This is a genomic window from Curvibacter sp. Hmag1.1 (assembly GCF_059769165.1).
In genome coordinates, this window is sequence record NZ_JBMBGX010000002.1 from 2,503,516 (window position 1) to 2,519,001 (window position 15,486).

The following is a 15,486-nucleotide window of genomic DNA, read 5'->3' on the forward strand; positions in this document are numbered from 1 at the left end:
ATGAGCGCCCAGCATCTCAATATCGAATACAAGACGAACTGGCTGTCCGAGTACTTTTCCGCGCACCGCGTCCAGTGGGACCAGTTCTATCCGTCGGAACGCGCCGTCATCGAAGCCCTGAACCTAGGGGTGGACAGTGACATCCTAGATGTCGGTTGCGGCTGTGGCGGCCTAGGCCTGGCATTGCGCGAGCACTTCGGAGTGGCGCAGTATGAGGGCGTCGAAATAAATTCGGCGGCGGCCATGGCGGCGCGGCGCATGAATCCTGCCGCCCGGATCCACGAGGGCGATGTGCTTAAAATCAGCCAGCAGCAGCTGTCGGGCAAGACCTATGACGTGGTGTTCTCGCTCAGCTGCATCGATTGGAACGTGCAATTCGAGGACATGCTCAAGGTCGTGTGGTCCCACGTGAAACCGGGGGGGCGTCTGGTCGCGACTTTCCGCCTGACGGATGGGCCCGGCTGCAAGGACTTTGGCCAGTCGTACCAGTTCATGAACGCCGACGGGTTGATGCAGGGCGAGCGTGCCGCCTACGTGGTTTCCAATGCGGCAGAGCTCTGGGGCCAATTGGGCCAGCTCGGTGCCGACCGGCTGAGCGCCAACGGGTACTGGGGCAAGCCATCGGCGACGGCGGTCACGCCGTACAGCCGGCTGTGCTTCGTCGCGCTGTCGTTGCGCAAGCGCCCGGCGGGCGCCGTTGTCGCGGCAATGGAAATGCAATTGCAACTGCCGCAAGATATCGTGGGTTCCTTGGGCGGAGGTATCCGGTGAATTCGGCCGGGCTTATCTGGGACCTGCCTGGCACCTGCCCGCAGTTTGAAGGTCAGGTCCTGCATTGGCACTCCGCCGTGGAGTGCGCGGATTCACTCTCGGTCCCTGCGTATCTGGAGGCCCATGCGGTCCGCATCCGGGGTCGCTATCTTGCCTTCGTCCATGACTTGGGCGCGCTGGAAATCGGTGGCCGGCCGGTGTGCCAGCACATGGAGGATGCCGATGGCAACAATTTCTGGTGGATGGGGCTGATCGCGGAGAAAAGCCCGTTCAAGACGCCAGAGATCTACCAGGCTTTGCGCCTGCTGGCCCTGGAAGACCTGTTGCGCGACAAGCCCGTGCAGTCGCTGGCGCTGCGCACCTGTGATGCTGAGCTGGCTGGTGCGGTGCGCGCGCTGTGCGAATGCCTCGGTATCCCGTTTTCCTGCGAGCTGCAATCGCCGCGGCGTGCCAGCCTGCTGGCGCGGCTGCGGCAGACGCAGGGCTGGGCGGGCTGGCTGCAGGCACCGCTGGCGGCCGTGGTCCACCTCTGGCGCCGCTTGCCGCTGCGCCGGGTTCGCCCGCTGCCCTGGCACCAGGGCCAGGACGCGGTGTTGATGTGTTCCTATTTTGTGCATCTGGACCCGTCCGCTGCCGGTCAGGGCCGGTTTGAATCCCGCCAGTGGGGTCCGTTGCCCGGGTTGCTGGCCCAATGCGGACTGCGGCTGAACTGGCTGCAGAACTACTGGCCTAGCGAGGCCGCAGTGAATGCCGGCGCGGCGGTCCTGCTGGCGCGCAGGTTCAATGCGGCAAGCGCCGCTCAGGGGCTGCACGGCTTCGTGGACTCGTACTTGGGCTGGTGGGTGCTTGGCCGGGCCTTGCGCAGCTGGCTGACCCTGTGCCGGCGCGCATGGGCCTTGCGCAGCTTGCCTGCCTACCTGCAGTCCGGTGGCTTGCCTGCATATCTGTGGCCGGTCGTGCAGTCGGCCTGGTCCAGTTCCCTGACAGGCCGGGTCGGCATGGCGAACTGCATCAGCGTGCATTTGTTCGATGCCGCGCTACGTGACCTGCCGCGGCAGTCGCGCGGCTTCTATCTGTTTGAAAACCAGGCGTGGGAAAAAGCCTTCCTGACCGCGTGGCGCAGGCATGGCCACGGCACCATCACCGGGGTGGTGCATGCCACGGTTCCATTCTGGCACCTCTATTACGCCGAGGACGCCCGCAGCTTGCAACTGGGGTTCCTGCCCCAGCCCGATGCCATCGCAGTCAATGGCGAAGCGGCAAGGCAAGCATTGCTGGCCCAGGGTTACGGCGCAAGCCGGCTGGTACCGGCGGAAGCGCTGCGTTACCTAGACTTGGCACAGGCCCGATCGCAGGGGGGGAGAGAAGCGCTAGGCGTGCCTGGACAGACCCGCGTCCTTATCGTCGGCGACATGGAGCGCGATGCGCTACGTGCCTTGTTGTCCACGGTGAAGCAGGCGCAGGGCATGTTGCCGGCCGGCTACCGCTTCGCTTTCAAACCCCATCCGGCCTATCCGCTGGACCCGAAACAGGCCGTCGGGCTGGATATCGCGGTGGTGGCTGGCGCACTGCTAGAGCTGCTGCCTGGCTACGATTGCGTTATCGCCGGAAACAGCACTTCCGCTTGCGTGGACGCGTTTCTGGGGGGTAAACCAGTGATAATTGGCACATCAGGCCAATACCTCAATCTGAGCCCGTTCAGAGGCCAGCCGAGCGTTGCATTCTTCGAGTCCCCGCAGCAGTTGGTGGCCTCGTTGCTGGATTGCGGCGGCCGCCAAGCGCAAGCCTGTGAGCGGGACGAATATTTCTATCTAGATGGTGAACTGACGCGCTGGAGGAAGCTGCTGGGCCTGCCGCAGGCCGGTGGCAGCACCTCTGAAACAAATGGGAATTAGAGTGATCGAGTCGTATCTGAACACAGCATTTAATGGCAGGTGCGTACTTGTCACTGGTCATACTGGCTTCAAGGGCAGCTGGCTGACCGCATGGCTCAACACGCTGGGCGCCAGGGTGGTAGGCCTAGCGCTGGAACCGCCCACCCAGCCATCCCATTTCGCCGCCGCGCACATGGACAAGGGCCTGATGGATCTGCGCGTCGACGTGCGCGACGCGCAGACCGTGCGGGACGTGGTGGCCCAGATCCAGCCGGACTTCGTATTCCACTTAGCAGCCCAGGCGTTGGTGCGCCGCTCCTATGACGACCCGCTGGAAACTTGGCAGACCAACGTGATGGGGACGTTGCATGTCATGGAAGCCTTGCGGGCGCTGGACAAGCCTTGCGCGGCCGTGATCATCACCAGTGATAAGTGCTATGACAACGTGGAGTGGGTCTGGGGCTACCGCGAGACCGACGCGCTCGGCGGGCCTGATCCCTACAGCGCATCCAAAGGTGCGGCCGAGCTCGTCATACGATCCCATGTGAAGTCCTATTTCCCGGCTGGCAGCAAGGTACGCATCGCGTCCGCCCGCGCGGGCAATGTCATCGGTGGTGGTGACTGGGCGTCCGACCGCATCGTGCCGGACTGTGTCCGGGCCTGGTCCAAGGGTGACGTGGTTCAGCTGCGCAGCCCTCATGCTACGCGGCCTTGGCAGCATGTCCTGGAGCCACTGGGCGGCTATCTGGCGCTTGCCGCTGCATTGGCCAGCCAGCCGACGCTGCATGGTGAGGCTTTTAACTTTGGCCCGCCGGCGCAGCAGAACCATAGTGTCCTGCTGCTGGTCGAGCAGATGGCGCGCCACTGGGACCAGGTGCGCTGGGAAGATGTTTCGCAATCCGCCAAGGGGCCATATGAATCTGGGCTGCTCAAGCTCAACTGTGACAAAGCGCTGCAACAGTTGCAGTGGCGCGCTGTGATGGGCTTTGAAGATACGGTGCGCATGACCGCGCAGTGGTATGGTGCCTACTACCGCGATCCGGACCAGATTACCCGGGTCACCGCGGCCCAAGTGCTGGCCTATTGCGACATGGCGCGCTTGCAGGGACTGGCATGGGCGCAGTAATCGCCGACATCCTGGTGACGGCCTTGAAGCGGGTCGAGGTGGCAGGCGGCGATGTGCTGCATGCCATGAAACAGAGCGAAGCCGGCTTCGCCGGCTTCGGCGAAGCGTATTTTTCCTGGGTTAATCCTGGTGTGGCCAAGGCTTGGAAGCGGCACCTACGCATGACCATGAACCTGATGGTCCCGGTCGGCAGCGTGCGCTTTGTATTCTGGGACGGCAGCCCCGCCGCATTCCGCGAGGAAGTGATCGGGCTGGAGTCACGGTATGCCCGGTTGACCATTCCGCCGGGCATCTGGTTCGGATTTCAGGGGCGATCCGTCGAGCCGAGTCTGGTGTTGAATTTGGCAAGCATCGAGCACGACCCTCTGGAGGTCGAGCGTCTGGGTCTCGATGCCGTTAACTATGATTGGAACTGAAGCATGAAAGTTGTCCTGCTGGCGGGCGGATTTGGTACACGCCTCGCGGAATACACCGACGTCGTCCCTAAGCCCATGGTTCCGGTCGGCGGCAAGCCTATCCTGTGGCACATCATGAAGACCTTCGCGCATTTCGGGCACAAGGATTTCTACGTCGCCCTGGGTTATAAGGCTGCCGTCATCAAGGAATACTTCCTGAACTATCGCGCGCTGAATGCGGACTTCACGGTCAACTTGGCCACTGGCGCGTTGTCGCCGCACCAAGTTGACCCGGTCGACTGGCAGGTGACGCTGGTTCATACCGGCGACGCTTCTATGACCGGCGGCCGGGTAAGGCGCATGCGGGAGTACGTAGGCAGCGAGACCTTCATGCTTACATATGGCGATGGAGTCGCGGACATCGACTTAAATGCCCTGCTGGCTTTTCATCGCAGCCACGGCAAGATGATCACGGTCTCGGCTGTCCGTCCGGCTGCGCGCTTTGGTGAACTAGAAATGGAAGGCGCGCGGGTAACGCGCTTTCGAGAGAAGCCGCAGCTGCATGAAGGCTGGATAAATGGCGGATATTTCGTAGTCGAGCCAGCCTTCTTTGACCTGATCGCCGGCGACGAAACCATGCTCGAGCGCGAGCCATTGGAGAGTGCGGCTCAGATGGGCGAGCTCGTTGCCTATCGCCATAAGGGGTTCTGGCACTGCATGGACACCAAGCGTGACCACGAAATGCTTGAATCCCTTTGGGCTAAGGGCGCACCCTGGGCGCGATAAGGCGCCAATGCGAATTCTAATTGTTGGAGCCAGTGGGCTTCTGGGTAGTCGGTTGGCATTGAATCTTGCACAACACGGCCATCAGGTGCGGCTTGGCTCACGCAACCCCGACTCGATGCGGTCGATGCGGGGCCATGAAGTGATAACGCTCCGATGGGATGAGCCGCAATCATTGCAAATGGCCTGCCGGGAAATGGACGTTGTTTTACATGCTGCGGGCATGAATGCAGCTGACTGTGCCGCGGATCCGGTAGGAGCGTTGCAAATCAATGGTGTGGCCACAGCGCGATTAGCCGCGGCGGCTGCTTCAGCTGGCGTAGGTTGCTTGATGTATTTCTCTACAGCGCATGTGTATGCGAGCCCGTTGCAAGGGCGGGTCAGCGAGCAAGACTGCCCGGGTAACTTGCATCCATATGCCAGTTCCCACCTAGCGGGAGAATTCGCCGTTTTGCAGACGGCAGGCTCCAACGGGCTGAAGTCTGTAGTTCTGCGCCTCTCAAACGCGTTTGGCGCACCTGGGAACCCCGACGCGCTATGCTGGACCTTGCTGGCCCATGACGTTTGCCGACAGCTGGCACAGACAGGCCGCATCCGGCTGCAGTCGAGCGGCACACAATGGCGGGATTTCATCCCTCTAGCTTCGGTTTGCGATGTGGTACAGCGTCTTTTGGTCATGCAAGATCAACTAGGGGTTGCGCAGCTCTTCAACTTGGGCGGAGTGGCCATGAGGGTAATTGAACTGGTGCAGCGCATCCAAGCTCGCTATTTGGCGCTGACTGGACTGCACGCCACTTTAGAGTGCGGCGAGCCCGAGACCAAGGTAGTCAACCCTCTGGATTTCCGGAGTGAGCGGCTAATTGGGGTGGTCGGCGCTATCGGGTTGGATATTGACGGTGAAATCGACGCGCTACTTCAGTATTGTTTCGACCATTTCGCGCTGAGGAACTGAATCGCATGCAACAACAGCTCCCGCTAATTTCAGTGGTGATCCCCTCCTTCAATCATGGGCATCTGATCGGGCGCGCGCTGGGTTCGGTGCTTGCGCAACGCTGGGATCGGCTAGAGGTCATTGTGGTAGACAACCATTCCAACGACGATACTGACAAGGTAGTCGCTAGCTTCAATGACCCTCGCATCCGACTGCTGAAGGTCAGCAATGACGGTGTCATCGCGGTCTCACGCAATGTTGGCATCCGTGCCGCCGCCGGTGAGTGGCTTGCATTCCTGGATTCGGACGATTGGTGGGCGCGAGAAAAGCTGGAGCAATGCGCCCGATGCTTTGATCGTTCAGACGTGATATACCACCGGTTGCGCATCGTGCCGCCCTCCGGGCCGGGACTGCTGCCCCGGCACATCCGCAGCTGGCAGGTCCATGCTCCAGTAGTGCGCGACCTGCTGCTAAGGGGCAACCCTATCGCCACGTCGTCTCTGATGGTACGCAAGGACCTAATGGACCGCATTCACGGTTTTGACGAGCGGCGGGATTTCGTCGCGGCGGAAGACTACGACGCCTGGATCCGGCTGGCCAGGATTACGCAACGGTTCTGCTTCTTGGCCCAACCCCTAGGTTACTATCACTATAGTCAGCAAAGCGTCTCGCGTAAGGACATGTCGCTACCAATGCGCTCGGTCACCACAGTGCATGCCGCCGGACTAGGGGCGGATGATCGGGCGTCAATGGACGCCAATGCAGCATATGCTGCCGGCCGCTTTGCTTGGTCAAAGGGCGACCTGACGCGCGCCCGCGCGGAACTTTGGCGCAGTCTGCGGCGTGGCCGGCCCGAAATCTGTGCACGCTCCTTGGTGACACTAGCGCTGCTGTGTGGCCTTCAGTGGCGCACGCGCCTTTCCGCTTGCCTGGGACGTTCCCAATGAGTGCTGCGCTGCCCAATGCCTTGGTATTCGCCGCGCTGCCGCCGCCAGTTGGCGGTGTTGCGTCCATTGTCCAGATGTTGCATGCCAACCTCAACGGGCGGGACGACATTCTTTTCGCTGCGCCACTATCCAAAACGGGTGGGGGCCTGGCAAGTTCATTGCGACCCCTGCGCAACCTGTTTCGGATCGGTCGATCGGCGCTGCGCATCGCTCGTGGTGGCCGGGTGCTGATGTTCTCCAGTGCCGGTTTTTCCTTTTACGAAAAGTTGCTCTGGAGTGCCTGCGTACTGCTCCTGGGGCGCAAGCCGGTGCTGCTCATGGTCGATGGCAACTTCCCGTCGTTCTGGCGGCACCAGCGGCCTGGATTGCAATCCCTGGTCCGTCGTCGAATGGCGCACCCGGCGATGCGGCTGGGCGCGCAGTCCCGGACCTGGCTTGAATTCTACAGCGGACTTTTTCCAGATACAGAGTCCATGATTTTTGCCGCTACGGTGGCACCTGGTTTCTGGCAGCCAGCGCCGCCGGTGCCGCGCGACGCTATGCGCGTGCTCTATGTCGGCTGGATGATCCCGGAGAAGGGCATCGTGGACTTGCTCGATGCGTTTGCCGGAGTGGTGACGCGAATGCCCGAGGCCCGCTTGCGCCTGATCGGCCCGTTGTTTGACCAGCAGGCCTACTGGGATCGGGAATTGACGCGCCGGCAATTGGCGGACCAGGTAGAAATGGTTGGCCCGATCACGGACCGTAACGCACTCATGCATGAGCTGCGCAGTACGGCCCTGTTTGTTCTGCCATCCCATGCCGAGGGACTTCCGGTCGCATTGCTGGAGGCCATGGCTCTAGGTGTTCCCTGTATTGCATCGGATGTGGGGGCGGTTGCCGATGTGTTGGACCAGGGCCGCGCCGGCAGCCTGGTTCCGGTGCGCTCACCTGACAAACTGGCGGCAGAAATCATTCGTCTGCTATCGGATCAGCCGGCGCGTGACCGCCTTGGGGCGGCGGCGCTCGCCAGGGCTTCCATCCACTACAGCACGGAGGCATTCGTGGCCTCCTACTTGCGCATGCTGGACCTGTCATGAGCCAGCTGCACTCACAGGTTGTTGCCATCGTCGGAGCCGGCTTCATCGGCCGCCATCTGGTGCGCGCCTTCCTGGCCCAGGGCTACCGGGTGCAGGTGCTCGACCGCAATCCTTGTCCGCAGGAGTTCCAGGGTGCAGTGCACTGGTCTGTCGGTGACTACCATGACCGCACCGCACTGACCCAGGCACTCACGGGCGCAGCGCTGGCTTACCACCTGGTGTCAAGCACGGTGCCGGGCGACCTGCACGTGGACGTGGCCCGGGAGTTGCACGACAACGTGGTGGGCTCGCTGAATTTTGCTGAAGTTTGCTCGCAGGCCGGCGTGGCCCGGATGGTTTTCGCGTCCTCGGCTTCCGTGTATGGCGTGCAGACGCAATTCCCCATCGGCGAGGGCGCCGCCACCAATCCCATCAGCGCCCACGGCGTGCACAAACTGGCGGTGGAAAAATTCCTGCTCATCGCGCAGCGTGAGCGTGGCCTGGAGGCTCGAATCCTGCGGCTGGCCAACCCCTACGGGCCAGGCCAGAGCCTGCAAGGGCGCCAGGGTTTCGTGGCCATCGCCATCGGTTGCCTGCTGAACCGCCAGGCCCTGACCTTGCGCGATGCGGGCACCATGGTGCGCGACTTCATTTACGTTACCGACCTCGCCGAAGCCATGCTGCGCGGCGGCGTGCGAGATGCGCTTCCTTCCGTCATCAACCTAGGGGCCGGCCTGGGGCACTCCCTGCGCGAGGTGGTCGACACCGTTCAGGAACTGACCGGGCAGACGCTGTCCGTGGTTGCCGCGCCGGCGCGCGCGGTGGACATTCCCCTCAGCGTGATGGATATCGCGCTGGCGCGGCAGGTCCTGGATTTCGAGCCCGCGACCAGTCTGGCCGACGGCATTGCGAAAACCCTGCGCCACCACGGCGTAAGCTTGGTTTCGGACTGAGGGTACTGGCATATGTGCGGCATCGCGGGTTATTCAGGTTCGGTAGAGGTTGCTGACCTAGGTGCAGCCATGCTTGCCATGGCACACCGAGGTCCGGATGATTCTGGCCAGTACCTTTCTGCCAATGGAGACACTGGACTGGGTTTTGTCCGCCTCGCCATCCACGACCTCACTGCCGCTGGCCATCAGCCGATGCTGGCGCACGAGGGTGACGTTGCACTCGTCTTCAACGGCGAGATCTACAACTTCCGGGAACTGCGCGCAGAGCTTGAAGCCAAGGGATATGTATTCCGCGGCCACTCTGATACCGAGGTACTGCTCAACCTGTACCTGGAAGAGGGCGATGCCATGCTGCCGCGCCTCAACGGCATCTTTGCCATCGGCATCTGGGACGGGCGCAGCCAGTCGCTGCTCATCGCGCGCGATGGCCTGGGCGTCAAGCCCCTGTACTTTGCCCAGACCTCGAACGCCGTTGCCTTTGCCAGCGAAATCAAGAGCCTGCTGCAACTCACGCCCTCGGTACAGGCGCTGGATCCGGCCGCGCTCCACAACTACATGAGCTTCCTGTGGTGCCCGGGTACCGGCACGCCGCTGCAGGGCGTGCGCAAGTTGCTGCCAGGCGAGGCCATGCGCATCAAAGCTGGCGTTCCGGTCGCGCGCTGGACCTGGTACCAGTTGCCCCTGATTCGGGGCGACGCGGTAGCGCTTACGGACGAAATGGCGGCCCTGCAGGGAACGGTCTATCACCTGCGCCAGGCGGTGCAACGCCAGATGGTGGCCGATGTTCCGGTCGGTGCTTTCCTGTCCGGCGGACTGGATTCCAGTGCCGTGGTCGCCTTTGCGCGGGAACAGAATCCGGATATCCAGTGTTATTCGATCGACGTCCAGGGCGCGCAGGACGAAGGCTTTGCCGACGACCTGCCCTATGCCCGCCGGGTGGCGCAGCACCTGGGCGTGCCGCTGCACGTGGTTCAGGTCGATCCGGCGTCCATGGCGCAGGATCTGCAGGCCATGGTGATACAGCTCGACGAACCGCTGGCCGACCCGGCAGCACTCAATGTGCGCTACATCAGCGCGCTGGCGCGCCAGCAGGGCATCAAGGTGCTGTTGTCCGGTACCGCCGGCGACGACCTGTTCACGGGTTACCGACGGCACCGCGCGGTGCAAGCCGAGCGCTACTGGTCCTGGCTGCCCCGGCCAGCGCGTGTAGCGCTGCAATCCATGGCGGCCGGGCTGAACCAGCAGTCGGCGCTGACCCGGCGAATCTCCAAGGCATTGGCCGGTGCCTCGCTGGATGGCGATGCCCGTCTGGTGGAGTATTTCCGCTGGATCGGCGAGGCCGACCTGCAAGCGTTGTACAGCCTGGAATTCCGCCAGGCACTGGGTGGCGCGCAGGCCGCAACCACCATGCTGGACTTCCTCAAGGGCATGCCGGCTTCGGCGCCGCCGCTGGACCGCATGCTGACGCTGGAGCAGCGCTTTTTCCTGGCCGACCACAACCTCAATTACACCGACAAGATGTCGATGGCGGTCGGGCTTGAAGTGCGGGTTCCATTCCTCGACCTGGACTTGGTGCAGTTTTCCGCCCGCCTTCCGGTTGGCATGAAGCAGCGCGGCGCACAAGGCAAATGGATATTCAAACGCGCCATGGAGCCGTACCTGCCGCATGACGTCATCTACCGGCCCAAGTCCGGCTTCGGCGTGCCGCTGCGTCGCTGGATGCGCCACGACCTGCGCGAGATGGTGGGTGACCTGCTGTCGCCAGTCAGCCTGAAACGTCGTGGCATCTTCGATCCGCCTGCAGTGGCCCGGCTGTTGCAGGCCAACGACGTCGGAACCGTGGATGCCAGCTATACGCTGCTGTCCATGGTCTGCATTGAAATCTGGTGCCGCCATTTCCTGGACCGGCATAGCGCGGCTCTTGCTGCCGCCGACCGAAGAATGGACATCGCATGAGCCCTAGGAAAAAGGTATTGCTGGTTTTCGGAACCCGGCCGGAGGCGATCAAGATGGCGCCGCTGTGCCATGCACTGGCCGCCTGCCCGGAGGCGTTTGAGCTGACTGTCTGCGTTTCGGCCCAGCACCGCCAGATGCTCGACCAGGTGCTGCGGGTGTTCGAGATCATCCCGGATATCGACCTGGATCTGATGCGCGCCGGACAGGACCTGTTTGACGTCACCAGCGCCGTCTTGCTGGAGATGCGAGGGGTACTGCGCAGCGTATCGCCCGACATCGTGCTGGTACATGGTGACACCACCACTGCGATGGCTGCGGCCATGGCTGGGTTTTACCAGGGCGTACCGGTTGGCCATGTCGAAGCCGGCCTGCGTACCCATGACCTGCGGGCACCGTTCCCGGAAGAGTTCAACCGGCAGGTGATCGGCAAGGTCGCCAGCCTGCACTTCGCGCCGACCGAACTGAGCAGCCAGAACCTGTTGCGCGAAGGCGTGCCCGCAGAACAGGTGCTGGTGACGGGCAATACCGTGATCGATGCCCTGCAGTGGGTGCTGGCCCGCATCGCCGCCGACCCAAAGCGGCTCCAGGATGTCCGGCAGGTCATTGATTCGGTGCTGCCGTTCCCCTGGCAGAGCAGCCGCTATGTGCTGATTACTGGCCACCGACGCGAGAATTTCGGCGACGGTTTCCTGCAGATCTGCCAGGCGCTGGTCGACCTGGCCGACGCCAATCCGCAAGTGCATTTCGTGTATCCGGTGCACCTCAACCCGAACGTCCAGCAACCGGTCATGGCCATGTTGTCGGGCCGGGCCAATGTGCACCTGATCGCGCCGCTGGACTACGAGCCGTTCGCATACCTGCTGCAACATTGCGCCTTGGTGCTGACGGACAGTGGCGGCATCCAGGAGGAGGCGCCCAGCCTGGGTAAGCCGGTGCTGGTCATGCGCGATGTGACCGAGCGTCCCGAAGCGGTGGACGCGGGTACCGTGCGGCTGGTGGGCGCCAACCGGACCCGGATAATCAGCCATGTACAGGAATTGCTGGACGATCCGCAAAGTTACCAGTCGATGTCGCGCGCCCACAATCCTTACGGGGATGGCAAGGCCTGCGCGCGCATTGTCGACATGCTGAGGAATATTTAAATGCAGAAACGGACAATTTGTGTCGTGGGGCTGGGCTATATCGGTTTGCCGACCGCTGCCTTGCTGGCCAGCCATGGCCATGGGGTGGTGGGTGTCGATGTCAGCCAGCATGCGGTCGATACCATCAATTCGGGCCGCATCCACATCGTCGAGCCCGACCTGGACGCCTTTGTCCGTTCGGCTGTGGCAGCAGGCACCCTGCGCGCCTATACCAAGCCGCAGAGCGCTGATGTCTACATGATTTGCGTTCCCACGCCGTTCCATGAAGGCCCGGGCATTCCACAGCCCAACATCGATTACGTGCTGGCCGCCACGCGCAGCATTGCGCCTTACGTCAAGGCTGGCGATCTGGTCATCCTGGAATCAACTTCGCCAGTGGGTACGACCCGCAAGATGGCGGAGGTGCTGCGAGAAGCAGGGGTCGATGTCGACGCCGTGCATATGGCGTACTGCCCCGAGCGGGTGCTGCCTGGCAAGATCATGACCGAGCTGATCGAAAACGACCGCGTAGTGGGCGGACTGACCGCGGCGGCTACGCAGGCGGTCAGTGCCTTCTATCGCGGTTTCGTCAGGGGCGAGGTGCTGGAGACCGATGCCGCCAGTGCCGAGATGTGCAAGCTGACTGAAAACAGCTTCCGAGACGTCAACATTGCCTTTGCGAACGAGCTTTCCATGCTCTGCGCCAATTCCGGCATTGATGTCTGGAAACTTATTCAGCTGGCCAATCGCCATCCGCGGGTCAATATCCTGCAGCCTGGCGCGGGCGTCGGCGGCCACTGTATCGCGGTCGATCCCTGGTTCATCGTCGCCAGCGACCCGGACAACGCCCGGTTGATCCGCACCGCGCGCGAAGTCAACAACCACAAGACCGAGTGGGTCATAGACCGTATCAAGGTGGCCGTGGCCGATGCCATGGCGCGCCATGGACGCCAGCCGCGCATCGCTTGCCTTGGCCTGGCGTTCAAACCGGATATCGACGACCTGCGTGAATCACCGGCTTTGCATATCGCCATGGCCTTGCACGCCCAGTCCTATGACGTGGTGGCGGTGGAGCCCAACATCGCCAGCCATGACAGCCTGCCGTTGCTGGCATTGGACGAAGCCCTGGACAGTGCCGATGTACTGGTGCTGCTGGTCAAGCACAAATCCTTCACGCAGCCTGCAGTCAGGGACCGGCTGCGCGCCAGTGGCGCCCTGGACTACTGCGGCGCAATGTTCTGAATCTGGCGGGGCGCACATTGAAACAAGTACTGCAAAACATGGCCAACGGGGTGACCTCCGTGGTCGAAGCCCCGGCGCCGGAAGGCCAGTCCGGTCATTTGCTCATCCACACCCGCTGCAGCCTGATCTCGGCCGGTACCGAGCGCATGCTGGTGGACTTCGGCCGAGCCTCCTACCTGGACAAGGCGCGTAAGCAGCCCGAAAAGGTCAAGATGGTGCTGGAAAAAGTCCAGACCGACGGTTTGCTGACGACGATTGAAGCGGTGCAGTCCAAGCTGGCGCAGCCACTGCCCCTGGGCTACTGCAACGTGGGCGTGGTGGCTGATGTTGGCGCGGGAGCGGAGCACTTTGCCGTCGGCGATCGGGTGGTTTCGAACGGCCCGCATGCCGACCTAGTGCGGGTGCCAAAAAACCTGTGCGCCCGTATTCCTGACGCGGTGGACGATGAGTCCGCTGCTTTCGTGGTGCTGGCCAGCATCGGGCTGCAGGGGATCCGGCTGGCGCAGCCCACGCTGGGCGAAGCCTTTGTGGTGACTGGCGCCGGCCTGATCGGCCTGCTCGCCGTGCAGCTGTTGCGGGCGCAGGGTTGCCGCGTGCTGGCGATTGATTTTGACGAAACCAAGCTGGCGCTGGCGCGCAGCTTTGGCGCCGTGACCTGCAATCCGGGCCTTGGCGAAGACCCGGTGGCCGCCGGCATGGCGTTCAGCCGGGGTCACGGCGTAGACGGCGTCATCATCACCGCCTCGACCAAGGAATCCACGCCCGTTACCCAGGCGGCGCGCATGTCGCGCAAGCGCGGCCGCATCGTGCTGGTCGGGGTCACCGGACTGGAACTGCAGCGCGCCGATTTCTATGAAAAGGAGTTGTCGTTCCAGGTTTCCTGCTCCTATGGGCCGGGTCGCTATGACCCACAGTACGAAGCCAGGGGTAATGACTACCCGCTGGGTTTTGTGCGCTGGACCGAGCAACGCAACTTCGAGGCCGTGCTGGACATGCTGGCGTCGGGCCAACTCCAGGTTGCATCACTGATATCCCATCGGTTTGCCTTTGAAGACGCGCCGTCAGCTTACGAAGCATTGGCTTCCGGTGGCGGTGGACTGGGCATGCTCTTGCAATACACCTCGCCCGCCAAGCAAAGAGACGTCCGTTCCGTCACGCTCAACGCTGCGGCCCGGTTTGAGGCCGGGCGGCCGGTGCTGGGCATGGTCGGTGCAGGCAACTATGCATCGCGCATCCTGATCCCTGCCTTCAAAAACGCGGGCGCCCAGTTTCACACGGTGGTCTCGTCGGCTGGGATCAGCGGTGTAATACACGGCGAACGCGCCGGCTTCTCCGTAGCCTCGACCGACGTTGCCGCCATGCTGGCCGAACCGGCGATCAATGCCGTGGTACTGGTGACCCGCCATGACAGCCACGCTGGGCTCAGCCTGGACGCACTGCGCGCCGGCAAGCATGTGTTCGTGGAGAAACCGCTGGCGCTGCACATGGCTGAAGTCGACGACTTGCAGGCGGCCTACAGCCAGGCGCTGACGCAGGGGGCAGGCCGCCAGCTGATGGTCGGCTTCAACCGTCGTTTCGCGCCCCAGGTCCGCAAGATGAAGGCGCTGCTGGCAACCGTCTCGCAGCCAAAATCCTTCATCATCACGGTCAATGCCGGCGCCATTCCCGCCAGTCACTGGACCCAGGATGACGCGGTCGGTGGCGGCCGCATCATCGGCGAGGCCTGCCACTTCATCGACCTGATGCGTCACCTCGCCGGCGCGCCCATCGTTTCGATGCAGGCGCGCTGCATGGGCGAGGCCGCAGGCGTGGAGGTGGCGCAGGACAAGGCGTCCATCACCCTGGGCTTTGCCGACGGTTCGTTCGGCACCATCTTGTATCTGGCCAACGGCGCGTCCAGCTTTGCGAAAGAACGCATCGAGGTGTTCGTCGCACAGCGGGTACTGCAGCTGGATAATTTCCGCAAGCTCAAGGGCTTTGGTTGGCCTGGGTTCAGTTCCATGAACCTGTGGCGCCAGGACAAGGGGCAGCGCGGATGTGCCGAGGCCTTCTTGCAAGCGGTCCAGACCGGCGTACCGGCGATTCCCTCCGATGAGCTGTTTGAGGTGGCTCGAGCTACCCTGAGCGTTGCAGCCTTGTTGCGGCACCAAGACAACGCCGGCTCACGTTGATGCTTAACTGGCTGCGGCGCTACTGGCACACATTGCGCTATCTACGCTGGCAGCAGATAGCGTATAGATTGAAGTACGCTTTGCCGAGGGCTGTGCCGAGATCAGTCGGAGTACAAAAGACACGCATTTGGACCAGAGACCCCGCCAATACTTGGCCC

General features: G+C 62.7%; 13 protein-coding genes. All 13 read left to right on the plus strand.

All coding sequences use genetic code 11. The features are described 5' to 3' along the window. From ACOAP0_RS12495 to ACOAP0_RS12555, 13 genes are read left to right on the plus strand one after another with little or no spacing between them, the layout of a single operon-like run. Entirely contained in the window at nucleotides 1-771 is a 771-nt protein-coding gene (locus ACOAP0_RS12495; RefSeq protein ID WP_498376661.1) for a methyltransferase, read from the plus strand. Next, on the plus strand, nucleotides 768-2,666 hold the full coding sequence (locus tag ACOAP0_RS12500) for a TIGR04326 family surface carbohydrate biosynthesis protein (RefSeq protein WP_498376662.1): 1,899 nt from the start codon (nucleotides 768-770) through the stop codon (nucleotides 2,664-2,666). The genes ACOAP0_RS12495 and ACOAP0_RS12500 overlap by 4 nt, the downstream gene beginning before the upstream one ends. Then, a complete protein-coding gene (gene rfbG, locus ACOAP0_RS12505) occupies nucleotides 2,656-3,771 on the plus strand; it encodes a CDP-glucose 4,6-dehydratase (RefSeq protein ID WP_498376663.1) in 1,116 nt (371 codons plus the stop codon). Before ACOAP0_RS12500 ends, rfbG begins: the two co-directional genes overlap by 11 nt. Beyond that, entirely contained in the window at nucleotides 3,759-4,187 is a 429-nt protein-coding gene (locus tag ACOAP0_RS12510) for a dTDP-4-dehydrorhamnose 3,5-epimerase (RefSeq protein ID WP_498376664.1), read from the plus strand. Before rfbG ends, ACOAP0_RS12510 begins: the two co-directional genes overlap by 13 nt. Nucleotides 4,188-4,190: 3 nt before the next feature. Continuing rightward, on the plus strand, nucleotides 4,191-4,952 hold the full coding sequence (gene rfbF, locus ACOAP0_RS12515; RefSeq protein ID WP_498376665.1) for a glucose-1-phosphate cytidylyltransferase: 762 nt from the start codon (nucleotides 4,191-4,193) through the stop codon (nucleotides 4,950-4,952). Nucleotides 4,953-4,959: 7 nt separating this feature from the next. Further along, the gene (locus ACOAP0_RS12520; protein ID WP_498376666.1) at nucleotides 4,960-5,901 is read left to right on the plus strand and encodes an SDR family oxidoreductase; all 942 of its coding nucleotides are present in this window, start codon (nucleotides 4,960-4,962) and stop codon (nucleotides 5,899-5,901) included. 5 nt (nucleotides 5,902-5,906) lie between these two features. Continuing rightward, nucleotides 5,907-6,827 (plus strand): glycosyltransferase family 2 protein, encoded by a 921-nt coding sequence (locus tag ACOAP0_RS12525; protein ID WP_498376667.1) that lies wholly within the window; start codon nucleotides 5,907-5,909, stop codon nucleotides 6,825-6,827. Beyond that, nucleotides 6,824-7,906, plus strand: coding sequence for a glycosyltransferase family 4 protein (locus ACOAP0_RS12530; protein WP_498376668.1), 1,083 nt, complete (start codon nucleotides 6,824-6,826; stop codon nucleotides 7,904-7,906). Before ACOAP0_RS12525 ends, ACOAP0_RS12530 begins: the two co-directional genes overlap by 4 nt. After that, nucleotides 7,903-8,838: an NAD-dependent epimerase/dehydratase family protein gene (locus ACOAP0_RS12535; RefSeq protein WP_498376669.1), complete on the plus strand. Its 936-nt coding sequence runs from the start codon at nucleotides 7,903-7,905 to the stop codon at nucleotides 8,836-8,838. Before ACOAP0_RS12530 ends, ACOAP0_RS12535 begins: the two co-directional genes overlap by 4 nt. A 12-nt stretch (nucleotides 8,839-8,850) precedes the next feature. Continuing rightward, nucleotides 8,851-10,794, plus strand: a complete 1,944-nt coding sequence (gene asnB, locus ACOAP0_RS12540; protein ID WP_498376670.1) for an asparagine synthase (glutamine-hydrolyzing) — start codon at nucleotides 8,851-8,853, stop codon at nucleotides 10,792-10,794. After that, nucleotides 10,791-11,936: a non-hydrolyzing UDP-N-acetylglucosamine 2-epimerase gene (wecB, locus tag ACOAP0_RS12545; RefSeq protein WP_498376671.1), complete on the plus strand. Its 1,146-nt coding sequence runs from the start codon at nucleotides 10,791-10,793 to the stop codon at nucleotides 11,934-11,936. Before asnB ends, wecB begins: the two co-directional genes overlap by 4 nt. Beyond that, nucleotides 11,937-13,157 (plus strand): UDP-N-acetyl-D-mannosamine dehydrogenase, encoded by a 1,221-nt coding sequence (gene wecC / locus ACOAP0_RS12550; RefSeq protein WP_498376672.1) that lies wholly within the window; start codon nucleotides 11,937-11,939, stop codon nucleotides 13,155-13,157. It abuts the gene before it with no gap. Between the two features lie 17 nt (nucleotides 13,158-13,174). Further along, nucleotides 13,175-15,328 carry a bi-domain-containing oxidoreductase gene (locus tag ACOAP0_RS12555; protein WP_498376673.1) on the plus strand — a complete coding sequence of 718 codons (2,154 nt, stop codon included), beginning with the start codon at nucleotides 13,175-13,177 and terminating at the stop codon, nucleotides 15,326-15,328. Nucleotides 15,329-15,486: the final 158 nt, after the last annotated feature.